25 protein-coding genes and 1 tRNA gene are annotated in these 23,824 nt (G+C 42.0%); 13 read left to right on the top strand and 13 right to left on the bottom strand.

Annotation, left to right across the window (positions count from 1 at the left end):
- Positions 1-107 precede the first annotated feature (107 nt).
- From F9Y84_RS04015 to F9Y84_RS22510, 3 genes are all read right to left on the bottom strand, one after another.
- On the bottom strand, positions 108-2,294 hold the full coding sequence (locus tag F9Y84_RS04015; RefSeq protein WP_147389027.1) for an ATP-binding protein: 2,187 nt from the start codon (positions 2,292-2,294) through the stop codon (positions 108-110).
- A 108-nt stretch (positions 2,295-2,402) separates the two neighbouring features.
- The gene (locus F9Y84_RS04010; RefSeq protein ID WP_147389026.1) at positions 2,403-3,005 is read right to left on the bottom strand and encodes a response regulator transcription factor; all 603 of its coding nucleotides are present in this window, start codon (positions 3,003-3,005) and stop codon (positions 2,403-2,405) included.
- Positions 3,002-4,096, bottom strand: coding sequence for a sensor histidine kinase (locus tag F9Y84_RS22510; RefSeq protein ID WP_147389025.1), 1,095 nt, complete (start codon positions 4,094-4,096; stop codon positions 3,002-3,004). Before F9Y84_RS22510 ends, F9Y84_RS04010 begins: the two co-directional genes overlap by 4 nt.
- A 109-nt stretch (positions 4,097-4,205) precedes the next feature.
- Here F9Y84_RS22510 and F9Y84_RS04000 point away from each other — a divergent pair, with 109 nt between their 5' ends.
- The 3 genes from F9Y84_RS04000 to F9Y84_RS03990 all read left to right on the top strand — a co-directional run bounded on the left by F9Y84_RS04000 (position 4,206) and on the right by F9Y84_RS03990 (position 7,096).
- On the top strand, positions 4,206-5,069 hold the full coding sequence (locus F9Y84_RS04000; RefSeq protein ID WP_147389024.1) for a DMT family transporter: 864 nt from the start codon (positions 4,206-4,208) through the stop codon (positions 5,067-5,069).
- Complete coding sequence (locus F9Y84_RS03995) at positions 5,066-5,788, top strand: glycerophosphodiester phosphodiesterase (RefSeq protein WP_125251026.1); 723 nt, start codon at positions 5,066-5,068, stop codon at positions 5,786-5,788. Before F9Y84_RS04000 ends, F9Y84_RS03995 begins: the two co-directional genes overlap by 4 nt.
- A gap of 93 nt (positions 5,789-5,881) precedes the next feature.
- Positions 5,882-7,096, top strand: coding sequence for a methyl-accepting chemotaxis protein (locus F9Y84_RS03990; protein WP_125251102.1), 1,215 nt, complete (start codon positions 5,882-5,884; stop codon positions 7,094-7,096).
- A 50-nt stretch (positions 7,097-7,146) separates the two neighbouring features.
- On the opposite strand, the gene epmA is transcribed toward F9Y84_RS03990, so the two are convergent.
- Both epmA and efp read right to left on the bottom strand, forming a co-directional pair.
- A complete protein-coding gene (gene epmA / locus F9Y84_RS03985; RefSeq protein WP_147389023.1) occupies positions 7,147-8,121 on the bottom strand; it encodes an elongation factor P--(R)-beta-lysine ligase in 975 nt (324 codons plus the stop codon).
- Positions 8,122-8,329: 208 nt separating this feature from the next.
- Positions 8,330-8,896, bottom strand: a complete 567-nt coding sequence (gene efp / locus F9Y84_RS03980; RefSeq protein ID WP_125251025.1) for an elongation factor P — start codon at positions 8,894-8,896, stop codon at positions 8,330-8,332.
- A gap of 42 nt (positions 8,897-8,938) precedes the next feature.
- Between efp and epmB the strand changes: the two genes are divergently transcribed.
- Positions 8,939-9,955: an EF-P beta-lysylation protein EpmB gene (gene epmB / locus F9Y84_RS03975; protein ID WP_147389022.1), complete on the top strand. Its 1,017-nt coding sequence runs from the start codon at positions 8,939-8,941 to the stop codon at positions 9,953-9,955.
- Positions 9,956-10,050: 95 nt separating this feature from the next.
- Here epmB and F9Y84_RS03970 read toward each other — a convergent pair whose 3' ends face one another.
- Positions 10,051-10,260 (bottom strand): hypothetical protein, encoded by a 210-nt coding sequence (locus tag F9Y84_RS03970; protein WP_125251023.1) that lies wholly within the window; start codon positions 10,258-10,260, stop codon positions 10,051-10,053.
- Between the two features lie 185 nt (positions 10,261-10,445).
- Between F9Y84_RS03970 and F9Y84_RS03965 the strand changes: the two genes are divergently transcribed.
- Positions 10,446-10,739, top strand: coding sequence for a prephenate dehydrogenase (locus F9Y84_RS03965; protein ID WP_125251022.1), 294 nt, complete (start codon positions 10,446-10,448; stop codon positions 10,737-10,739).
- A gap of 68 nt (positions 10,740-10,807) precedes the next feature.
- Here F9Y84_RS03965 and F9Y84_RS03960 read toward each other — a convergent pair whose 3' ends face one another.
- The 4 genes from F9Y84_RS03960 to F9Y84_RS03945 form a co-directional block, all read right to left on the bottom strand.
- Positions 10,808-11,320 (bottom strand): DUF3016 domain-containing protein, encoded by a 513-nt coding sequence (locus F9Y84_RS03960; protein ID WP_128732686.1) that lies wholly within the window; start codon positions 11,318-11,320, stop codon positions 10,808-10,810.
- A gap of 420 nt (positions 11,321-11,740) precedes the next feature.
- Positions 11,741-13,387 (bottom strand): chaperonin GroEL, encoded by a 1,647-nt coding sequence (gene groL, locus F9Y84_RS03955; RefSeq protein WP_125251019.1) that lies wholly within the window; start codon positions 13,385-13,387, stop codon positions 11,741-11,743.
- A 50-nt stretch (positions 13,388-13,437) separates the two neighbouring features.
- The gene (locus F9Y84_RS03950) at positions 13,438-13,725 is read right to left on the bottom strand and encodes a co-chaperone GroES (RefSeq protein ID WP_010368755.1); all 288 of its coding nucleotides are present in this window, start codon (positions 13,723-13,725) and stop codon (positions 13,438-13,440) included.
- Between the two features lie 156 nt (positions 13,726-13,881).
- A complete protein-coding gene (locus tag F9Y84_RS03945) occupies positions 13,882-14,394 on the bottom strand; it encodes an FxsA family protein (RefSeq protein WP_147389021.1) in 513 nt (170 codons plus the stop codon).
- A gap of 129 nt (positions 14,395-14,523) precedes the next feature.
- Here F9Y84_RS03945 and cutA point away from each other — a divergent pair, with 129 nt between their 5' ends.
- The 7 genes from cutA to yhdJ all read left to right on the top strand — a co-directional run bounded on the left by cutA (position 14,524) and on the right by yhdJ (position 21,014).
- A complete protein-coding gene (gene cutA / locus F9Y84_RS03940) occupies positions 14,524-14,844 on the top strand; it encodes a divalent-cation tolerance protein CutA (protein WP_147389020.1) in 321 nt (106 codons plus the stop codon).
- Positions 14,844-16,655, top strand: a complete 1,812-nt coding sequence (locus F9Y84_RS03935) for a protein-disulfide reductase DsbD (protein ID WP_147389019.1) — start codon at positions 14,844-14,846, stop codon at positions 16,653-16,655. The genes cutA and F9Y84_RS03935 overlap by 1 nt, the downstream gene beginning before the upstream one ends.
- Before the next feature lie 195 nt (positions 16,656-16,850).
- Entirely contained in the window at positions 16,851-17,312 is a 462-nt protein-coding gene (aroQ, locus tag F9Y84_RS03930) for a type II 3-dehydroquinate dehydratase (RefSeq protein WP_147389018.1), read from the top strand.
- A 19-nt stretch (positions 17,313-17,331) separates the two neighbouring features.
- The gene (gene accB / locus F9Y84_RS03925; protein ID WP_147389017.1) at positions 17,332-17,793 is read left to right on the top strand and encodes an acetyl-CoA carboxylase biotin carboxyl carrier protein; all 462 of its coding nucleotides are present in this window, start codon (positions 17,332-17,334) and stop codon (positions 17,791-17,793) included.
- A gap of 20 nt (positions 17,794-17,813) precedes the next feature.
- Entirely contained in the window at positions 17,814-19,160 is a 1,347-nt protein-coding gene (gene accC / locus F9Y84_RS03920; protein ID WP_125251013.1) for an acetyl-CoA carboxylase biotin carboxylase subunit, read from the top strand.
- Positions 19,161-19,879: 719 nt separating this feature from the next.
- Positions 19,880-19,956: transfer RNA gene (locus F9Y84_RS03915), tRNA-Ile, on the top strand.
- Between the two features lie 149 nt (positions 19,957-20,105).
- Positions 20,106-21,014 carry an adenine-specific DNA-methyltransferase gene (gene yhdJ / locus F9Y84_RS03910; RefSeq protein WP_147389016.1) on the top strand — a complete coding sequence of 303 codons (909 nt, stop codon included), beginning with the start codon at positions 20,106-20,108 and terminating at the stop codon, positions 21,012-21,014.
- Here yhdJ and F9Y84_RS03905 read toward each other — a convergent pair.
- The gene (locus F9Y84_RS03905) at positions 21,003-22,034 is read right to left on the bottom strand and encodes a type II restriction endonuclease (RefSeq protein WP_147389015.1); all 1,032 of its coding nucleotides are present in this window, start codon (positions 22,032-22,034) and stop codon (positions 21,003-21,005) included. The genes yhdJ and F9Y84_RS03905 overlap by 12 nt on opposite strands.
- A complete protein-coding gene (locus F9Y84_RS03900) occupies positions 22,018-22,263 on the bottom strand; it encodes a helix-turn-helix domain-containing protein (protein ID WP_128730151.1) in 246 nt (81 codons plus the stop codon). Before F9Y84_RS03900 ends, F9Y84_RS03905 begins: the two co-directional genes overlap by 17 nt.
- Positions 22,264-22,349: 86 nt before the next feature.
- Here F9Y84_RS03900 and F9Y84_RS03895 point away from each other — a divergent pair, with 86 nt between their 5' ends.
- Positions 22,350-22,505, top strand: coding sequence for a hypothetical protein (locus F9Y84_RS03895; RefSeq protein ID WP_167508214.1), 156 nt, complete (start codon positions 22,350-22,352; stop codon positions 22,503-22,505).
- Positions 22,506-22,548: 43 nt separating this feature from the next.
- Here F9Y84_RS03895 and F9Y84_RS03890 read toward each other — a convergent pair whose 3' ends face one another.
- Positions 22,549-23,610, bottom strand: coding sequence for a DUF6765 family protein (locus F9Y84_RS03890; RefSeq protein ID WP_147389014.1), 1,062 nt, complete (start codon positions 23,608-23,610; stop codon positions 22,549-22,551).
- Positions 23,611-23,824: the final 214 nt, after the last annotated feature.

The following is a 23,824-nucleotide window of genomic DNA, read 5'->3' as shown; positions in this document are numbered from 1 at the left end:
TAACCTTGCCTATATTTAATAATATCAAAAGCTTATACTTTAACTACAGTGCTATTTGCATGAAAACATACAAAATAAATAACCTACATAACACCAGATGAAGCCTATTATGCTGATAAATTCACTGCCTGATTTGAATGACTCTGTGGGGTTACCAGCTGTGCATGTAACTCTAATAGACGCTCAACAGACTGACGAGCCACAGCAGCGAGTGTATCCCAATCTATTGTCGAACCAGTTTGTAGTAACTGAGATTGTAAGCTTTGAATATGTTCGACTAAGTTTATCATGCCAAAGTTCTGCGCTTCGGCCTCGATATAATGCAGCTTTTCTGCTGCCAAATCCTGAACATCTAGCTCAATTAACCCCTTTATCTGGGCAATTTCATATTCAAATCTATCTGCAAGGTACATCAGTTTGGTTGCTAAAACTCCCGATGCTTCACTGTGTACAAGCTCTAAAAATTTAGGCCGGTCAATCAACACTTTGCGCTCAATGGAGGAAACTTGTTTGATCGTTGAGCTTTCTAATACCGCATAGAGACGACTTGGCATCACCGGCTTTGTTAAACAATCCTGCATACCAGCTTGTAAGCATCGCCTTTTCAATTCAGGGTCGCCATCACCTGTCAACGCGATTACTTTGACTTTTTTCGTAAAACCAATTTCAGTAAATCGAGTTTTGAACCACTCAAGGCCATGCCCATCAGGTAAATGCATATCTAATAAAACAATATCAAAATGATGCGCAAGTAGAGTAACTTCAGCCTCTGCCAAGCTTTTAACTAGAGAAAACTGCGTAACCATATCATTTAGGTAATTGCTGATCACCTCAACATTTATTGCATTATCCTCAACAACCAATACATTCAATGGCAGTTTTTCCGCACTCAACTGACCTTGCTGTATTGGCGTGTTACTACATTGGCAAGTTAATTCAAAGCTAAACTCAGTTCCTTGTCCTAACTGACTTTTTACGTCCAAGTTCGCTGCTAGCCCATGTAATAGTTGTTTACAGAGCGCCAAACCAATCCCGGCACTATGTGAGATAGATTGTTCGCTGTCGAGAGTGACGAAGGGTTCAAAAATTCTTTCTATTTGTGCCTCAGTTAAGCCTTTTCCTGTATCGCGAATAGCAAACCGAATCGCTTGCTTATCGTCTTCTCTAGCTGCGCCTTCAAGGCTTAGCGTAATACACCCTTTGTCGGTATATTTTATCGCATTTGAAAGCAAATTTCTTAGTATCAGTGCTAACGTATCTTGCTCTACAACATGCACATCCTGCGGATATAAACCTTTGACTTCCACCTTCAAACTCAGGCCCTTTGCTAATGCGAGGGGCTGTAATAAACGTACTAGCTCTTGAGCAAGACTATAAAGGGAGAAAGGCACGCGGTTTTGTGCTGCATACTCGCCCTTTGCCTGTAGCAGCACTTGATTGGCTAAATCAGACATCGACATCGCAGCATGAACTATCACATCACACAGTTCAGCATGACGAGCAGGCTCACGCGGAACCTTTTTAAGTGATTCTGCGTGCCCAACAATGGCATTTAACGGTGTTCTTAATTCATGACTTAGCAGGGTTAAAAACTGGCCTTTGATTTGAGCTGACTGTTCAGCAGCCGTTTTCAAGCTTTGCAATTCTTTTTCACGACGGCTACTACACAACAGACAAAGTGAAAAGCATAGCAACAATGGCATAGTGCTTACTGACACGGAGAAGAATTGATTAACCCAATTTGCTGACACTAAGCTATCTGTTACTGAGTAGCTACCTAACATGACAGCCCTGAAGGTAAATACCAACAGCAGGCTAAAACAAGATAAACCAAATGCCCAATGTGCCACAGTAAAGTCTTTTGATAACAACTTTTGGCCTTGATTTAGCGCTCTTAAACAATAAATCATTGCCATTGCCCACACCAAATAATTGAGTATGACCCGTGCAATAAAATTAAAGTCTACGTATAAGAAATAACTAAAACTTGGAATTCCGATAGCCCCAAGCACATACCAAGGCATATAGTTACTCTGAACTGCAAAAAAGGCGTCCACACCCCGAGTAAGATAGAATAAACCTATTGCTATGGCTAAATTAGGAATAAAAATAGAAAATGTGACGGGTAATGTATAGGCAGCCAGCAGCCCACATCCAATCCCCGTCAATGCAATAAAACACAGCCAATCTCGAGTGCCTGGGAGAGCCTTATTAATAAACCAGTTTACCGCCATAAATACAGTGCAAACCACCGTGGTAATTGCGGTTACTTGAATAAGGAATTTAGGATCCATCAACAACACTCAAAATTAATACATTATCATTACTTTGTGAAGTAGCGCAGTATAGTACTGCTTAACATTATTTTGAAGTATTAAGTGAATATATGCTATTACAATACCTTACAGCCACCCTTTTTGCTTCGCGATCCTTGCTGCATCAATTCGATTTGTCGCATGTAATTTGGCGATAGCATCCGAAAGATAATTTCTTACGGTTCCGTCACTTAAGAATAATTGAGCTGCAATTTCCGTCGTTTTTAAGCCCTCTCCTGCCAATCGTAATGCCCTGCGTTCTTTATCTGTCAAAGGATCAGCATCTTCAAGTGCATATAAAGCCAGCTCAGGATCAATTACCTTTTGCCCATTCATCACTTTTTTTAAGGTTGATAGTAAGTACTCGCTTGGCGCTTCTTTCAAAACAAAGCCATTCACTCCTAGTGTAATTGCGCGGCGAATGTAGCCTGCTTTGGAAAAGGTTGTCATGATGACCACTTTGCAGTTAGGCTGTGTTTGTTGCAAATGCTGGGCAAGCTCAAGTCCTGTAATATGAGGCATCTCTATATCGGTCAGCACAACATCTGGGCTTAAAGACTTGAGTTTTTCTTTGGCAACCTGACCATTTTCAGCATCTCCTATTACTTCAATATCCTGATCTAAACTTAAAAGTGCAACGATAGCACCTCTAACTAATGCTTGATCTTCAACAATAAACACGCGGATCATAAATCTACCTCAATAACAGCTTTAAAATATCCACCTTGCTCTGTGTGATAAACCAACTGACCACCACACTCCTTTAAACGCGCTCGGATCCCCATTAATCCATTCCCTTCTTTAATACTCTTCACTGAACCATTGTCTTTAATTTCAACTGATATGCCCTGTTGCGTTTGTTGCAGTTGCACACTCACTTTGTCGGCATCGCTATGGCGGATAATATTGGTACATACCTCTTTGGCAAAAAAACACAAGCTCGCTTCTTTTTCTTTATCTATTTCCACCGCATTCAGGTTTAGCGACACAGCAATTCCCTTATCTTTCAGCCGCGAGGCCATAATATGAAGTTGTGCGTCTAATGCCAGTTGATGATAACCAGTAACGGCCTGGCGTACTTCGCTCAGTGCTTCTCGTGCAAGCTCAGCGACCTGAAGGGCCTCAGATTGCGCTTGCTCGTACGCCTGTGCAGCAGCAAACTTACTGGCAAGCTCAGCCTTTAATGCAATAGAACTCAATGAATGCCCGAGTAAATCATGTAAATCTCGTGCAATTCGTTCTCGCTCAGCAACGGCGCCTAGGCGTTTTATCTCTTGCTCACTTTGACGCTGCAACTGACGATGTACTCGCTCTCTATGCGTTACCCAGCCAAAGATAAATAGCCCCAATGAAACACAAATGGCAGGCATTAAAAAATAAATCGTATGCGCTGGTATGATAAAATGGGAGGTAAACAAAATCGATATGAGTAGCCCAAAAAATCCATAAACTTTGTATTTACCCTGTAAACTAAAACCGCAAAAAAAAGCAACAAAACCAAATAACGAGCTAGTACCGGTTGTCGCCAAACTGCCAACAATACACAGTAACGTCATCAGTGACAAAAGGGTAATTAAAGCAATGCCGGTTTTGGCAATACTCTGCCAATACAGCCAGACAAATCCGAGATAAATCAACAGCTGCGCGACAAGGTTAACGCTCCCTTCTTGTGTCCAACTAAAAGCCAAAGGAAAGAAATAAAAAATTGAGAATATCAATGGACCGGCATCCCAAAAGGAGCGCCGTTTTTCTACTAAAGTGTGATCTGTGGTAATGGCCACCACGTTCTCCCGCTCATTATTTTAATGTTGTTTTACTTTTATTGTTCGATGTGGAGTGACAAGTGTTCGCAATCTTGTAGACTGCTAAAAAAAGCCAAAATAATTTTTTATGCAACCGAAACAATCCGCTTTACTGTCGCTCCATAGTGCCGTTTTATTGTTTGGTGGAACAGCATTATTTTCAAAATTGATTTCACTATCAGCACTTGATATTACTGTTTATCGCGCAGCTATTGCTTTCATTGTGTTACTTATTTTATTAAAACTGCAACGCCAGCCTATAAAACTACACAATCAACGAGATTATCTAGTCGCGATTATGCTCGGCGCAATTGTTGGGCTGCATTGGGTTACTTATTTTGCCGGTATGCAAATGGCTGGCGTTGCTATCGGGATCATCGCATTTTTTACTTACCCGGTGATCACTGTATTTTTAGAGCCATTATTTAATCGCAAACAAATACAACTCAAAGATATTATCAGTGCATCAACAGTATTGCTGGGGATATACTTACTGTTGCCTGAAGCTAACCTTGGTAATCAAGTCACACTGGGTATTATTACTGGGATATTCTCAGGCGCGCTATTTGCACTACGCAACCTATTACAAAAACAATTTTTTTCACACTATAGCGGGCCACACACTATGCTGTATCAAACGCTGGTAGCTTGTTTGCTGCTCATTGCGTTTGTTGACGTGCCACCACAGCACGTTTCGCCGCAAAACATTTCACTCATTCTGCTAGCTGGGGTTGTATTTACGGCTATTCCTCATGCTTTATTTGCCTCAAGTTTAAGACATTTATCTGCTACCACAGCCGGATTAATTTCTTGTTTACAGCCATTGTATGGAACACTGTTAGCTTATATTCTGTTACACGAGACGCTAACGCTAACAACATTATTCGGTGGCTTGTTAGTCGTTAGTGCAGCCTGTTTTGAAACTTGGTCTATTACAAGGAAAAAAGCATGATTCAAGTCTTAGCGCATCGTGGAGCCAGTGGCAGTTACCCCGAAAATACGCTTGCAGCTATAGAGGCAGCGTTAGATATTGGTGTTGATGGTATAGAGTTAGATGTGCAAAGCTGCGCAGATGATTACGCGATTATTCATGATACTTGGCTTGATAGAACCACAAATGGCGTCGGCAGAGTGAATGAACAAAGCCAAGCTTACTTAGCAACGCTGGATGCGGGTAAAGGACAAAAAATTCCCACTTTGCAACAAGTGTTTACTACCATTGGTACGCGAACTGATATTAATTTAGAGCTTAAGCATACTTTTGGTTTGGATAAATTTGTTTCCTACATTGAAGCGCATATTCAACAGGGTATTATCAACCGTGAGCAGTTGCTCATTTCATCATTCGATCATCATCAACTGCTATGGTTGAAGCAAAAGTTGCCTTGGGTGAGAATTGGCGCACTGACCGCTTCTATTCCAATCCACTATGCGCAATTTGCCGGATCACTGCATGCTTACAGCATTCATATGGACAAGAATTTTATCAACCATGAGTATGTGTTGGATGCAAAGTCTAGAGGCCTTAAGGTATTTGCCTATACGGTCGATAAACAACAAGACATAGATATGATGATTGATTATGGTGTAGATGGTATTTTTACCAATTACCCATGCCAGACAAAAATGTATTTACAACGGATTGGTGCTTATGCCACTCCAAAAGAGTAACTAGTTGATCGCTTTAGCATTGTTATTCCATTTAGCTCATCTATACTGAGACAAATAAAGTGGCACAATGATGAGCCCAATATGAGTTTATATATGCGCATTTATAATTTTATCGAAGAAACCTTTTTCTTCACACTCACTCGTAAAATAGTTGGTAACCTAGGATTTTTACTGCTTTTTCAAATCATTAGCTTGATTTGGCTTTATTCTGAGCTGGTGAGCGCCGACGCCAGTCTGGCCGCATTCTGGCTGCTAGCTATTGTGATTATTGCAGCATTTGGTTTTACTGTGTTCTACATGCGCTTTTTAATTGTCCGCCCAGTACAAGCAATGAAAGAGTCATTAGAGCGAATTAACCGCCAAGATGGTAATTTAGATGCCAAATTGCCTCAGTTTACCTTTGACGAATTTAGAGATCTCAGCGAACAATACAATTCTTTTACCACTCATTTAAGCGAACTATTAGAAAAGACCTATCAAAGTGCCGCTGCTGCAACCCAAAGCAATCATGATGTCACAGCATCAATGCAAAGTACCGCAAGCTACGGTCAGCAGCAGTTAAGTCAGGGCGATACCATCATTGCAGCCTCTGATCAGGTTAGCCATAGCTTACAAAGCATTGTTCACAATACGGATCAAGTATATCAGGCCAATACAGAGAGCCTGCACTTCGTGAGAGGCTCATCACAAACCGTCACTAAATTGGTAGCTGAAGTAAAACAAATCACCACACTGCTTGGTAACTTTTCATCGACGGTGCTGGGGCTAAAAGAGAACAGCGAAAATATCCGCAGTATCCTAAAAATGGTTGAAGAGTTTTCGGATCAGACTAATTTACTTGCGCTCAACGCCGCGATTGAAGCTGCCCGAGCAGGAGAAGCAGGTCGAGGGTTTGCCGTGGTTGCCGATGAGGTAAGAGCACTCTCCGTCAAAGTAAATGACGCCACACGCCAAATTAGTGACTTTATCAATAAGATGAACGTACTTGTTGGCGAAACCAATCAAGAATCAGAGCAACTTATTTCACACTCGGTTTCTGCCGAAAAAGCCATTAGTGAGACATCCAATGGCTTTATCTCAATGAGTGATGATTTTGAGCGCAATCAAGCACAATTGGAAGAAATTGTCAGCGCAGTGCACCAACTGGAAGAGACACAAAAGCACACCCATCAAGCTGTGCAGCAAATTGTTGAATTGGGGCAGCACTCAAAATCGCAAATAGATAGTGCATTGGCTGAATGTCAAAGCGCCCAAAAACTTACAGAAACAACCCAAAAAGAGCTGAAACGGTTTGTTTCACATAAATAGCCTAAACTTAGGATCACTATTTGCTCTTACCCCAGATGTTTCGCGGTGCGTTAAGCCCGCGAAACATCAAAACTGATTACTTCACTTATGGTCGTTTTGTTTAGTGCCAGCATTACCAATCTATCTACTCCCACCGCAACGCCGGCACAATCAGGAATGCCTGCATCAAGAGCTGCGAGTAGACGCTCATCGACAGGAACAGCATCAAGCCCCATTTCTGCTCTTAGCTGATTATCTTGCATAAAACGGGCACGCTGCTCGGCTGCGTCGGTTAACTCATTAAAACCATTTGCCAGTTCCATATTTTGATAATACAGCTCGAAGCGCCCAGCAACTCGATTATCTTTCGGGTTGAGCTTGGCAAGCGCAGCTTGTGATGCAGGAAAATTATATACAAAACACGGAACTCGTTGGCCAATTTGCGGCTCAATCTCCATACAGAACAACAACTGTAGCAATGTATCTGGGTTATTTTCAATCGCGGCTATATCACCATAACCACGCTGCTCGGCATGCTTTTTTAAGTCGCTTAAAGAGATAGCTAGTGGGTCAAACCCAAGATAGGTAATAAACGCCTGCTGATAGCTGATTGACTCACTTGCAGGACAGTCTAGTAAATACTGCATCAATTCATCTAATTCAGACATTAGCTCAAATTCATCATAGCCCACCTGATAATACTCAAGCATAGTGAACTCTGGATTATGATGACGGCCAGACTCTTCATTACGAAATGCTTTGCCAAGCTGAAAAATAGAGCCACTTCCAGCTGCCAATAACCTTTTCATGGCATACTCTGGAGAAGTTTGTAAGTACAGTGGCAACCCTTGGCTATGATTTGGGCCAACAAAACGTGTATGGAAAGTATCTAAATGGGGATCGGTTACTGAGGCCTGCGAGAGGCTTGGGGTTTCTACCTCCATTACCTCTCGGGCTGCGAAAAACTGCCGTATTTTCGCTAAAATCGCGGCTCTATGTCTTAGCGTTTCTATGCTTGCGCTCGGCTGCCAATCATTTACCATTATTTCTACTCCAATAAAATCCCAGCTTAATGCTGGGATTTATCAATGCCTATTTGTCTTATATAGCGCTTTACTTAAAGGCCAAAAAGCCTTGTTGATAGCGCAGTTAGCGCATTTTATTACCATTAAGGCAACTCTTTGCAGCTTATCACTCTTTCAAACTAAGAAAGCATTAAGACAAATGGTGTAACAACTTAGGTTGATGTGATATTTATTTTACGCGGCTAACGTATTCGCCACTGCGCGTGTCAACTTTAATCACTTCACCAATTTGAACAAACAAAGGAACGCGTACAACAGCACCCGTGCTCAATGTGGCAGGCTTACCACCAGTACCTGCGGTGTCACCTTTCAGGCCAGGATCCGTCTCGGTGATCTCAAGCTCAACAAAATTTGGCGGCGTTACAGCAATTGGGTTGCCGTTCCAAAGCGTAATAGTACAAACGTCATTTTCAACGAGCCATTTTACGTTCTCGCCTACCGCTTTTTCATCCGCAGCGATTTGTTCAAACGTGTCGTTATTCATAAAGTGCCAGAACTCACCATCTGTATATAGGTAAGCAAGATCTGTGTCTATAACGTCTGCACCTTCAACTGAATCACCAGACTTAAATGTTTTTTCTAATACTTTACCTGAGATAAGCTTGCGGATCTTAACGCGGTTAAACGCTTGTCCTTTGCCAGGCTTGACCATTTCATTTTCTAAGATAGAACAAGGCTCGCCATCGATCATAATTTTTAGACCGCCCTTGAACTCGTTGGTGCTATAATTCGCCATCGTATCCTCTAATCTACGTATATTCGAGTAATTAACCTGCTAATGATACAAATAAATGAAGTAAATTTGCAGACTAACTGGCAAAAAGAATTAGCAAATGTTGTCACTGACCCACAGGAGCTACTTAACATCCTAGGGTTGCAAGACCATTTTAATGCACGAGACTTTGCAGCTAAGCGCTTGTTTCCTATGCGAGTACCACGCCCATTTATTGATAAAATGCGCCACGGAGATCGTTACGATCCTTTGCTATTACAAGTGCTGCCGGTACATCAGGAATATTTAACCGAAGCGGGATTTAGTAAAGATCCACTCGAAGAACAGGACGCTCCAGTGCCGGGGCTGCTACATAAGTATCGCTCTCGAGTATTACTCATGCTCAAAACCGGCTGTGCGGTCAACTGCCGTTACTGCTTTCGACGCCACTTTCCTTATCAAGATAATCAGGTCAATAAACGCACCTTAGCCCCAGTGTTTGATTACCTACGCACCCACCCTGAAATCAATGAGGTGATCTTAAGCGGCGGTGATCCGCTGATGGCCAAAGACGACATGATAGCTTGGGTGTTAGAACAATTAGAGACGATACCACAAATCAAACGTTTGCGTATTCATAGCCGCCTACCAGTGGTGATCCCAACGAGAATAACCGAGGCATTATGCCAACGTTTAGCACAGAGTCATTTAAAGGTGATTTTGGTTAACCATATCAACCACCCGAATGAAATTGACAAACACTTTAAAGCCGCAATGAAACAGCTAAAACAAGCAAATGTGACTTTACTGAACCAAGCTGTACTGCTCAAGGGAATTAACAACGATGCTGCAACTCAAGCCCAATTGAGTGAAGCCTTATTCGATGCGGATATACTGCCTTATTATTTGCATTTGCTTGATAAAGTAGAAGGGGCTAGCCACTTCGATGTTGAAGAAGCAGAAGCCAAAGCCCTTATGGCTGAGCTTTTAGAAACGTTGCCTGGATTTTTAGTGCCTAAATTAGTGCGAGAGATTGGCGGTCAGCCAAGTAAAACGCCGGTTGACCTAGATTTACTCGGTTAAGAGCGCAAAAAATCGGTGCTAATGACCCTAGCACCGATTGCTTTTGCACATAGCTATCGGACAACCGAAGACAACGTGCCATCAACTCATAGCAATTAAGCGTATGTGTTGATGTTGTTGCCTAACGTTGCAGTTACTGATTTAGCAGGTGTTTGTGCAGCAGCACTGTTACCCGCAGATTCAATTAATGCAAGCGCGGCTTGTCCATCTGCTTTCTGTTGCTTTTTTGCCAATGCAGCGCTGTATACTTCGCCACTTTGACTCGCTCCAGACATAGCAGGTAGGTTACTTCCGGAAATATTCATAAGTGATTACCTAACTTTTTGATGGATCAGATAAGGTATCGGCATACAAAGCTAAACCTTTAGGGTAAATTTTGAGATAAATTTCCAATCCCTTTTTACTACCTTTAAAAGAGTAGATTTACACCTGACATTTGTAAATGAAACCCTTAAAATAAGCGCTTTTAGTAGGGCGATTAGGACTGACCATGCAAGCCGTTATCGAAAAACTCAATGAAAACCTCAAGATCGTATACCGCCAAGCACTAGATGCGGATAAAAAGCTTGATGACTTGCAACAGCAAGGCCACGGTAAGTTTAAAGCACTATTTACAGAAGAAGCGGGATTTACGTTTGAAGCTAAGCGCTTTAAGCCATATGTTTTAGATGTTGCAGCCGATGTTGAAGGTCTATCTAAAACTGAAGAAATTGACGAGCAAAAACTGGCGTTGGTGGTTAAAAAGCTCCAATCTCTATTGCAGCTACTCGCGACGTTTAAATAACACTATACGTAAACACGCAGCCAAAACGCTGCGTGCAACCTTATCTAATAAGAGCGCCTAAAGTTCATTTATAAACTCACTTTTTTCATCAGGTCGTCTTCAAACCATTCTGTCAACAAACGCTTCTCATAATAAAAAGATTCATCTAAGCCGCGTTTGATTCTATCCATAAACGACATGTCTTTTAATTTTACTGCGTTTTCTTGTGCAATAGTTTTACCTGCTTGATCCGTTAGCTGGTAGCTAATTTCTAAACGCGGAAAATGGATCGGCTTTATCACACGAATATCTGATATTCCATAATGTACATCACCAGCTAGGTCTATTTCATCGAAGCTAACTGCTAGTTTATAACCTTCCGGCAACTGCTCAGCTAACTCCTCCATATGCTTGGTAAATTGCTTCTCCACACGCTCATAAAAGGACCCGCGTGTTTCATTACCTGGGCGCACATCACGGTACTCTTTAAAGTCTTTCCAAGTCACCGAAACTTCACCTGCATTTACAAATAATGGTGTCAGACACAGGGCAACTAATGTCATTGGTAATTTCATCTTTAGATCTCCTTCAAGCTCTATCACCACCTTACTCTTTATCAATACGAAGTAAAGCAGGATCACACCCTTTTACGCAGTGTGACAATTAGCTACATTTTCATCAATATAATAGTAAGACCGACGTTATTGGTAAATGTTCTCAGTTTTGTCGAGTAAAGTTATGCTAATTATCTTAATTAAGTAGTCTATTTTAAGACGAGAAAACCTTGTCGATAACCCTGCTACCGCGTCCTGATATCGCTAAGGTACTTGCATCCGTATAGGCAAGGCAAAAATTTTGCTGTTTAGTTGCTCTAAATAAGAAATTTTTAGCGTCAGATTTACTTCTTCAAATTGAGCAAGTATTAAGTTTGATTGGTATTAAATACATATCTTGTATTGCTCAAAAGCAAAAACCCAGCCGAAGCTGGGTTTTGAAGCGAGATGCTTAGGAGATGATGTTTATCACATCATGCCGCCCATACCACCCATGCCGCCCATGCCGCCCATATCTGGAGCAGCTGGCTCTTCTTTCGGGATTTCAGCAACCATAGCTTCTGTAGTGATCATAAGACCAGCTACTGATGCTGCGAACTGTAGTGCAGAACGCGTTACTTTAGTTGGGTCTAGGATACCCATTTCAATCATGTCGCTGTACTCGCCAGTTGCTGCGTTGTAACCGTAGTTACCTTCACCGCCTTTAACTGCATTAACAACAACTGATGCTTCGTCACCTGCGTTTGAAACGATTTGACGAAGTGGTGCTTCCATCGCACGAAGTGCCACTTTAATACCGTGGTTCTGGTCTTCGTTGTCACCAGTTAGCGACTCAATCTTGCTTGCTACACGAACTAGTGCAACACCACCACCAGGTACTACGCCTTCTTCAACCGCTGCGCGAGTTGCGTGTAGTGCATCTTCTACGCGGTCTTTCTTTTCTTTCATTTCAACTTCAGTTGCTGCGCCAACTTTGATTACTGCAACACCGCCAGCAAGTTTTGCCATGCGCTCTTGTAGCTTCTCTTTGTCGTAGTCAGAAGTTGCTTCCTCGATTTGTGCTTTGATCTGTGATACACGACCATCGATAGCTTCTTGCTCGCCGGCACCGTCGATGATAGTTGTATCATCTTTAGTGATAACCACGCGCTTAGCTGTACCTAAGTCTTCAACCGTAGCTTTCTCAAGCTCAAGACCAATCTCCTCAGAGATAACTGTACCACCAGTTAGAATAGCGATGTCTTGTAGCATCGCTTTACGGCGATCACCAAAACCAGGCGCTTTAACAGCAGCAACTTTCACGATACCACGCATGTTGTTTACAACCAGAGTAGCCAGCGCTTCACCTTCAAGGTCTTCTGCAATGATTAGTAGCGGCTTGCTTGTTTTAGCAACTGCTTCTAGTGTAGGCAGAAGTTCACGAATGTTTGAAACCTTCTTGTCTACTAGCAGGATATGTGGGTTATCTAGCTCAACTTGGCCTTTTTCAGCGTTGTTGATGAAATATGGTGATAGGTAACCACGGTCAAACTGCATACCTTCAACTACATCTAGTTCGTTCTGTAGTGACTGGCCTTCTTCTACAGTGATAACGCCAGACTCACGACCTACTTTTTCCATTGCTTCAGCAATGATGTCACCAATCTCTTTGTCAGAGTTAGCTGAAATAGTACCAACCTGTGCAATCGCTTTTGCGTCTGAACAAGGTACTGAAAGCGTTTTTAACTCTTCAACTGCAGCGATAACTGCTTTGTCGATACCACGCTTAAGGTCCATTGGGTTCATACCAGCAGCAACTGACTTAAGACCCTCATTCACGATAGCTTGAGCAAGAACAGTCGCAGTAGTTGTACCGTCACCCGCTGCGTCATTTGCTTTAGACGCAACTTCTTTAACCATCTGTGCGCCCATGTTTTCGAACTTGTCTTCAAGCTCAATCTCTTTTGCAACAGATACACCGTCTTTGGTGATAGTTGGTGCGCCGAATGATTTTTCTAAAACAACGTTACGGCCTTTTGGACCTAGTGTTACTTTTACTGCATCTGCTAGTACGTTTACGCCTTTAAGCATTTTTGTACGAGCGTCACCTGCAAAACGAACTTCTTTAGCTGCCATGTTATAAATTCCTCTTAAATTCTGTTGTCGATTAAACTAAAAAGTATTAATTATTCTACGATGCCTAAGATGTTATCTTCACGCATGATCAAGTACTCTTGACCTTCGATCTTTTCAGTCTTTTCGATGTAAGAGCCGAACAACACTGTGTCGCCCGCTTTTACTTGTAATGCTTTAGTTTCACCATTGTCCAACACGCGGCCGTTGCCTACTGCAACCACTTCACCACGTGAAGACTTTTCAGCCGCAGAACCGGTTAACACAATGCCGCCAGCTGACTTTGTTTCTTCTTCAAGACGCTTAACAATGACGCGATCATGTAAAGGACGAATGTTCATTTATATAGTTCTCCTAACAGTTTCTGAACAATGACAGAAATAATGCTTTTTTAAGGCGGTGTTACATCCACAGGTTGTGGTTAACACACGCAATTTTAATTGCTTTCATTTATGGGGATGGGCAAATTAAAACCCAAGAGAAAAAACTAAAAAATTTTAGTCTTTTCTTTCGTATTCACCTTCAATCGTTGTTGAAGAATTTCTACCCGATTGATTTTTAAATGGATCTCTAATTTCTTCCTGCTGTTCCGCACGTTCTTCGCGTGATTGATTAGCAAACGGTGACTGACCTGAGTGCATGCCTGTTTGCACTTTTACGGTGGCATGGGCCAGCAGTGACTGCGCCAGCTTTTTTCTAACTGCGGGTGTTAACAGTAAAAACCCTAGTACGTCGGTCATGATCCCAGGCGTCATTAACAAAACACCAGCGATGATCACACACAAGCCGGTAAACAAATCTTGAGCAGGCAACTGTCCTCGGGACATCTGCTGTTGAACATTAACGTAAGCTCCCAAGCCTTGCTGTTTGACAAGTCTCGCACCTAGAATGGCGGTTGCTATCACAAGGGCAATCGTCGCAAACCCGCCTATTACCTCGCTGACTTGGATCAGCAACGCAATTTCAATAATCGGAATGGCAATAAATAAAATAAATAAGAATCTAAACATACTTTCTCCAAATCTACGAAAGATAAATATGGGTGCCAAGGTCTTAATTCAAGCGATGCAAGTTAGACGCTTTAGAAAAGAGGCGCTATCCGCTAAGATGCCATTACCAACCCTAAAATGGAAATAGCTATGGGTATAAGATATAAACTCGTCTTATCTACATGCGGATCCGTTACCGAAGCACGTAAAATTGCAGCGCAACTTGTAGAGCAAAAACTCGCAGCGTGTGTGAACCTAATCCCAGAAGTAGAATCTATTTATGTTTGGGAAGGTCAGGTGGAGCACGCGCGCGAAACCAAGCTGTTAATTAAGACAAAATCCGAAAAACTAGAGCAAGTGATGGCTGCTATTCGTGATCTTCACAGCTATGATGTCCCTGAAATTCAAGTTGTGGATGTTACTAGTGGCAACCTAGCTTATTTTAAATGGATGGACGAGGTACTATTGTAATGCGACTCTTAGTAGTTCTTTTTTCGCTGTTAATATGGCTTCCAGCACAGGCAAATAATGCTGTGCTAGACAGCTTGTTAGCGCCAAAGCAACAAACCTTTTTACCTGTAAACGAAGCATTTAAGTTTGATTTTGACCAACAAGGAAAAACATTGTTTGTCGGTTGGGACATCGCTGATGGCTATTACTTGTATAAGAAAAATCTGCAAATCATCGCCAAACAAGCCGACATCAAAGTGCCAGAGTTAGAAAAAGGCGTGATGATTGAGGATGAGTTTTTTGGCCGCACTGAAGTCTTTTTCAATCATTTATCTGTTATTTCTAAACTCGATAATATTCAACCTGGAGCGGTTGTAAAAATCCGCTATCAAGGCTGTGCAGAAGCTGGGCTTTGTTACCCACCAGAAATCGTTGAAGTGCCGTTAAGCACGATTGCAGGAGAACAGCCAAAAGCCACATCAAACAAAGCTCCAGAGACAGACGCTGAGATTCAAAACACAAGCCGTCCTGTGGATGACGACAATTTGTCTTTTACTGAGCAATTAATGCAGCGCAGCTTGCTTGCAAATATTTTGACGTTCTTTGGTCTTGGTATTGGGCTTGCTTTTACTCCCTGTGTGTTCCCCATGTTCCCTATTTTGTCGAGCTTAATCGCAGGTCAACAGGGGCTTTCAACTAAAAAAGCGTTCAGTTTATCTTTTGTTTATGTACAAGGCATGGCCGTTACCTATGCCGCACTTGGCCTTGTTGTTGCTTACTTTGGTGGCCAAATTCAAGGCTACTTGCAGCATCCTGCGGTACTTATCAGCTTTAGTATCTTGTTCGTTGCACTCGCGCTATCAATGTTTGGGCTATACGAGATCCGCCTACCAAGCAGCATGATGGATAAACTCACCCAGCTCAGTAACAAACAAAAAGGCGGCAATTATTGGGGTGTGTTTGTAATGGGTGTCTTATCGGGCCTTATTGCATCCCCTTGTACCACCGCACCTTTGTCTGGTGCTCTCCTGTTTGTCGCGCAAAGTGGCGATTATGTTGTCGGTGCGCTAACACTCTATGCACTGAGTTTGGGCATGGGCTTACCGCTATTATTGCTAGGTACTTCTGGTGGTAAGTTACTACCAAAAGCTGGAGGCTGGATGGATCAGGTCAAGACGCTATTTGGTTTTGTGATGCTATTTGTACCACTCATCCTGCTAGAGCGCATCCTTGATGCTACCGTGATCATTGCTTTGGCTGGTGGCCTTGCCGTTGCAACAGCACTTTACTTACATTACTGGCAAAGCCAATTGCAAACGAGTAAAGGTAAAACCACTCTGTGGGGTTTTGCTATCACTTTATTTATCGTTGGCTTATTTGCCTTAAAAAGCAGTTTTTTTCCAGCACCTAAGCCAGTAGTTAATGCAGTAACCACTCAAACTGAAGCCGCATCGGCAGAAAAAAAGTTTAAATTACTGCCAGACCTAGCTGCGCTTGAAGTAGCCATTGCAGAGGCTAATGCTAAAGGTAAAGTGCCAATTGTGGATTTATATGCTGATTGGTGTGTGGCCTGTAAAGAGTTCGAGAAGTACACCTTCCCAACTCCCGAGGTACAAGCACAGTTTAAAGACTACGAGTTATTAAAACTCGACTTAACCAAAGCTAATGATAATACCCAAGAGATCATGGAAGCGTTTACGGTATTTGGCTTACCCACCATTTTAATTTTTGATAGCCAAGGCAACGAGATGCCAGCACATCGCGTCACCGGCTTTTTAGATGCAAAAGACTTTGCAGCTCACCTAGACAAGGCTAAGCAGGACGCAAAGTAGCCATTTTGGGAGCAAGCTATCTTGCTCCCTTACCCTTCTCATTAGACCAGTATTTTGCTGCTATTTACCGCGAACTCTCTATAATACTCGACGAAATAGAGAAATATTTGCTATTTGCTGAAATTAGGCATAAGTTAACAAGCCATACAGTACAATTTTTTGTCTAACGCTTTACTTAAAGGAAGTTCACGTAAAATGTCTGCAAAATTAAAGATTTTATTAGTAAACGGACCTAATTTAAATATGTTAGGTCGTCGTGAAACCAGCACCTATGGTACGCAGACACTCAATGAGATTGTCGATGCGCTCACTGACTATGCACAAAATCAGCAAGTAGAGTTGTCACACATTCAAAGTAACAGTGAAGCAGAGCTTATTGAGGCCATTCATGCACAGTATGGACAATGCGATGCGATTATTATCAATCCTGCCGCATTCACACATACTAGCATTGCGCTTAGAGATGCCTTACTCAGTGTAGACATCCCCTTTTATGAAGTGCACATCACAAATGTACACAAAAGAGAACCATTTCGCCGCAAGTCTTATTTTTCTGACGTGGCGGAAGGCGTGATATGTGGATTAGGCGCGTTGGGCTATCGCGCAGCACTCGATGCTGCACTGGCGCAACTGCGAAAACAAAATAACTCAAATTAACTAACAGGCGGGTCATTGTATGGATATTCGCAAGATCAAAAAACTTATCGAACTAGTAGAAGAATCAGGTATTGCAGAACTAGAAATTACAGAAGGTGAAGAATCAGTACGTATTAATCGCCACAGTAATGCACCAGTTTACGCTCAACCTCAACAGTACATGGCAGCACCAGCGGCACCGGCACCAGCCGCTCCTGTTGCAGCACCTGCTGCTGAAGCGGCAGCGCCAGAAAGTGCAGCGCCAGCTGGTCACCAAGTTAAGTCACCTATGGTTGGTACTTTCTATTCAGCTTCATCTCCAACAGCAGCAGCATACGTAGAAGTAGGTTCAAAAGTAAATGTTGGCGACACGCTTTGTATCGTTGAAGCAATGAAGATGATGAACCAAATCGAATCAGACAAAGCTGGTGTGGTTAAAGCAATCTTAATTGAAAACGGTGAGCCAGTAGAATTCGACCAACCGCTATTCATCATCGAATAATTACGCAGAAGGTCAACGTTATGTTAGATAAAGTAGTCATTGCAAACCGAGGTGAAATTGCCCTTCGTGTATTGCGTGCCTGCAAGGAGCTAGGTATTAAGACGGTTGCTGTACACTCAACAGCCGATCGTGACCTAAAACACGTTCTTCTTGCGGATGAAACCATTTGTATCGGCAAACCAGCAGCAAGTGAAAGCTACCTTGATATTCCGCGTATTATTGCAGCTGCAGAAGTAACTGACGCCGTTGCTATTCACCCAGGTTACGGTTTTCTTTCTGAAAATGCAGACTTTGCCGACCAAGTTGAGCAAAGCGGCTTTATTTTTATCGGTCCAAAAGGCGACACGATTCGCTTAATGGGTGATAAAGTTTCTGCTATTGAAGCCATGAGAAAAGCGGGTGTTCCTTGTGTTCCTGGTTCTGATGGCCCGTTAACCGAAGATAACGATCGCAATATGCAGATTGCCAAGCGCATTGGCTACCCTGTTATTATCAAAGCCGCAGGCGGCGGTGGTGGCCGTGGTATGCGTGTCGTGCGTAGCGAAAAAGAGCTGGTTGACTCAATTGCGTTGACGCAACAAGAAGCTAAGCAGTTCTTTGGCAATGGTATGGTTTACATGGAAAAATTCCTAGAAAACCCACGCCACATCGAAGTACAAGTACTGGCTGACGGTCAAGGTAATGCAATCCATTTAGGTGAGCGTGACTGTTCAATGCAGCGTCGTCACCAAAAAGTAGTGGAAGAAGCTCCTGCGCCAGGGATCACTGCAGAAATGCGTAAATACATTGGTGATCGCTGTACTCGTGCATGTATCGAAATCGGCTATCGCGGTGCTGGTACATTTGAATTCTTATACGAAAACGGTGAGTTCTACTTCATTGAAATGAACACCCGTATTCAGGTTGAGCACCCAGTAACAGAAATGGTCACTGGCGTAGACTTAATCAAGGAGCAACTTAAGATTGCTGCTGGCCAACCACTTTCTATTACACAAGATGACGTGGTGATCCGAGGTCATGCAATTGAGTGCCGTATTAACGCTGAAGACCCTGACAGTTTTATTCCTTCACCGGGTAAGATCACACGCTTCCATCCAGCAGGTGGCCTTGGGATCCGTTGGGACAGTCATATCTACGCAGATTACACGGTACCGCCACATTACGACTCAATGATCGGTAAGTTAATCACTTATGGTGAAAACCGTGATGTTGCAATTGCTCGCGCTAAAAACGCACTGAATGAGCTAGTGATTGACGGGATTAAAACCAATACCCCGCTGCACAAGAAGATTCTATCAGACGAGAACTTCCAAAACGGTGGTACGAATATCCACTACCTAGAGAAAAAACTAGGCATGCACCAATAACCTAATTCGTTCTCCTAAAAGAGGCCGACACTACGTCGGCTTCTTTTATCTGCGTTACAGTAATACCCCATTCACACCTTACTCCCTACAAAAATCAGTGAAATTTCTTCGAAAGACGGTAGCGGCTGCATAACCACTCAAAAATATAAATTTAAGAATACTAATAGGAACAAGCTTGTTCGTTCCTATCGACATAACATTTGAAAAAGCTAAACTAAGCCAATCATTTTTACGGCCACCGCTCCTCGGCGAGCGAGAAAAGCACGACCTTTCTGACGCTAAAATTCATTCTATCTCTACTGCAAAAGCTACTTCACACTCCACTTTGCTTCATAATTAAGCAATCAGTACATTCATCTCGATTTTTTCTCGTTTTAATAGTGACAAGCCTGTTAAAAATTTTTATACTGCCTGCGCTTTCAGTGATTTACCTTTAAACCACAAAGCAAAATAGCCCTATAGCTCAGTTGGGTAAACTTTCAAAGAAAGTTTACGTCGAGGAAGCAAAGGGATATTAGCGCAGCGAACCTGAGCGTTGAATCCGAGACCGGAACCAAGCTTCATGGACGAATGTTACGCGCAAAAACACAAAATGGCCCTATAGCTCAGTTGGGCGAATCAAGACCAAAGCACCGCTTCGCAGCTTGATGAGGTGGAGGCAGGACGCCGACAGGATATTGCTTCATGGATGAATTTAATGAGCACTTAAAACACAAAATGGCCCTATAGCTCAGTTGGTTAGAGCACCCGACTCATAATCGGTAGGTCCCTGGTTCGAGTCCAGGTGGGGCCACCATTTCACCCCCTAAGTTTACTATCAATAGCACTTTCTGTTTTTATACTTGGTAACGCCTTAGCGTTATGTACCATATTCAATTCAGTTGTTATGTAATATATTAAAATGTAGACTATGCGTCACGCTTTTATGTTCCTTTGAGTATTCTAATGGCCGCTCGATTTGATGTTATAAATCAAACTTTTTCAGATGAAAATCAAAAGATTATTCACGGTGATGTCCTGCTGGGTTTAAAAGCTATTCCTGACGAATCAGTGAACTTAATTTTCGCAGATCCACCGTATAACATAGGCAAAGATTTCGATGGTTTAAAGGAAAAGTGGACTGAAGAAGATTTTCTTGCATGGTGTTACGAATGGATTGATGATTGCTTTAGAGTACTCAAGCCAAATGGAACATTCTATTTAATGAATAGTACCGAAAATATGCCCTTTTTGGATATTTACTGTCGGAAACTATTCACTATAAAAAGCAGAGTGATTTGGAGCTATGATAGCTCTGGTGTTCAAGCAAAGACATACTTTGGATCTATGTATGAGCCGATATTAATGCTTACTAAACACCCTAAAAACTATACTTTCAATCATGAAGATATATTAGTTGAGGCGAAAACAGGCGCTAAAAGGCAGCTAATAGATTATCGAAAAAACCCTCCTCAGCCTTACAATACAAAAAAAGTTCCTGGTAATGTTTGGGAGTTCCCGAGAGTTAGGTTCAAGATGGATGAGTATGAAAATCATCCAACCCAAAAACCAGAATCACTGCTTGAGCGTATTGTAAAAGCATCTTCAAACGAAGGGGATTACGTCCTTGATCCGTTTTCAGGAAGCTTTACCACGGGCGCTGTTGCAAAGCGCTTCAATCGTAAATTTATTGGTATCGAGATCAATGAAGAATACGTGAAAATGGGAATTAGAAGACTCGAGCTTCCATCCCATTATTCTGAGCAAGAACTAGCAAAAGAGAAAAAAAGAAAGACCAATAATTTATCCAAAAAAAATAGGCAGAAAGAAGCTGACACAAGTGCCTCGCCACAGCAAAACCCTTTAATCAGATAAACTAAACTCGAGCTTATAGCAGTTGATAATAATTTGTTTCAGCTGCTCAATTGAATTGTTATCTGTAGAAAGTTCTTGGAGGTAATCACTTAGCTCATTTAAGGTATATATATCCTCAAATAAAGACATATAAAGCTCCACTTTTAGCTCATCCATTTCCCGGCTGGCCTTAAGCCTAATTTGGCTCTGTACTTCATCTACACTTAAGCTTGTCTTCACCACAAAACTCAGAGGAAACCGGTTCACCTTATCAAAATCTAAAAAGTACTTTTTGAAATCGATACCTTCTGTAACTTGAAAAAACTTTCCTATTGGCTTGAGTACAAAGTCGATACCTCCATCATTAGCGTTAGTTCTTCCGGTTTTATAAAGCATTAATGGGCTAGTCTCAATTTCACCGGAGCTTGTGGAGAATGAAGCTTTAATTTTCTTGAAAGACAAATGTAAGATAGCGAAAGAAACAATTTCAAAAACTCTTGCATCTGAGGTGGCATTGAAAGCCTTAACTATTGTTTTTAGTATATCTTGCTGAGTATTAGCGGATGAAATTTCAGTTAAAAATGCAATCTCGATTTTCGCGATAATTGACGCATATGTAGCAACCACATCTACCGCAAATTTAGCCACGGCTTCAGGTTTATCTCCAGCTTCACCCAAAATAGCTTCCGATACTTTCCGGTTAGAGCCATCTATGTCCATGATTTCTAAATCTGTTCGGTATTTTTTCTTAAATTCGCCATTTAATCTGTTATCCAGATGGTGATTTTGAAGTTTACTTCCATAGGGCTTCTGTCTAATCCTACGCAGCAGAGATGTGGAAGATGAGCCATTCTTTTGTCCAGCCACATAGTCCTCACAAATCACGGATATCGTATAAACCGCGGCCCAATTTCTTCTAGATTTGCTATTCCCTTTTACAGCTCGAGTCTTAAACTCAAGAAACTTTTTTAATAATCCAGTTTTACTGACACCGTGCTTTTCTGCTAATTCATCCACAAAGTGACTATATGGGCTTGTCATTATTATCCTTACTCTTAAAATTCATGAGCTCTGACGCTGAAGACTGCAAAGAATCAGCAAGCTTTAAAATGTTTAACAGACTGATATTTCTTTTGCCCCGCTCTATTCCGCTAATATATGTTCTATCAAGCTCACACAGAGAAGCTAGCTCCTCTTGACTAAGGCCTAGCTTTAGCCTCAAGCTTTTAATATGTAGTCCAAATAGCTGGAGAATTTTTTCTTCGTTCATGATAACCCTCTAATGCTAAAGGGATAATTTATCAATGTAGACAATGTGTCTACGGACTATAAGTCACATTACGTGTGGATTTTGTAATGAAGATGATGGGTGAGGCTAAATACAGTGGTTTTTATAAAGTACTGGTGACAGAATTAATTTGTAAAAACTCAGGTGGTACAACTCGCCTCGTCGAAACTTGGCATATTAACCAAAACTCACAATCCCGTGAACTTTCTTCCGAGCTATTTTAAACACAAGAATAGTGCAGCCTAGCTGCACTTACTTTACTGAAGCTTAGCTGACACAAATCCCATATCTAGGCAAAATATCATCAATTACACAGAGACGATGCTTTTTAGCCGCATCATGAAAATACTTCCAATTAGAAGTTAAAAATTCACGGCGAAATGGATAGCTATCGTCATCACCTTTAGCACGTGTCGTGCCTAGCGCTTGATGCTTCCACGACCCTTCGCCTTTGGCAATATAAGTAAGTGTGTATGCACCTAGGCCAAATCTATCGGTTTTGATTGCATCAAGCCACAATTGGTGGCGCACTTCACCATCATCCATATTAAATTCAATAAAGCACTGTGCTATTTCTTGCTTTACTGACTCACCCAAGCCTGTTATCTCTTTTCCCCGATAAGCTTGATAGACTTTGCACAGCTCATCAGCAGCAACCAGAAAATCGCTTGGGTTATCTCTTACTACTTTCTCATCCAAACCGTTGATATAGCTCCACACTTGATGCGGCTGATCTGGGTGAGACAGTGCCTGCCCATGTCCAAGGCTTGGAATATCATCTTGAAAAATATCTGAAAAATATTCACTGATATGCTCGCTCCATGTTTCTTCCGCTTCGCCATTTAAGTCTTTTATTTCATTAACTTTATTGACTTTATGTTGTATTCCAGCAAACCCTTGATGGCCCCATGTATCGATGAATACATGAGAGGTAATACCTAGGCGATGTAATCCATATGGCCTTGCCTTATCTGCGATACATTCAGTAATCATGTCTTTTGCTACATATGAATGCGGTTTACAGACCAGTTTTTGAATAAAACTGCCGGAGGGGTTTTGTCCAGCGGGCAACCCTCCATTGCCTGGTAAAAAATGAAAAGGCACCCACACTTTCATATTCTTCAGGCTGTCGAGGTTTTTATAATCAAGCATTTTATGTGCGGTAGCGATACGCTCATAGGCCGCCCCGTTATCAAACTCGATATGACCGTAATTTGTTGCATCGTCTACATATTGCGACGCGTGAGCAATAATTTCAGCTTCTTGTTCAATGAATCCCGCAGCACGGGCAACAACCCATGTCATACCATGGTGTAAATCAATTTGCATTTTTTATTATCCTTGCCTTTTCTCACGCAACACAGTGTAGTGCGTGAGAATCAAAATGTAACTAACTTAGGGCTAGGATAGGCTATGAGCGACCGTATTGCAGTGAGGCTCACTTTGGTCTCTTTTACCAATTTGACTTAATGCTTGCTCAATTTGAAGGAGTAAATCTGACGCTAATAGCGTTAAAAATTTCTTATTTAGAACAACTAAATAG

Origin of the sequence: Pseudoalteromonas peptidolytica (assembly GCF_012641745.1) — a bacterium.
Classification (GTDB): domain Bacteria; phylum Pseudomonadota; class Gammaproteobacteria; order Enterobacterales; family Alteromonadaceae; genus Pseudoalteromonas; species Pseudoalteromonas peptidolytica.
The sequence above is the reverse complement of the archived record's forward strand: the minus strand, read 5'-3'. Positions and strand labels throughout refer to the sequence as shown.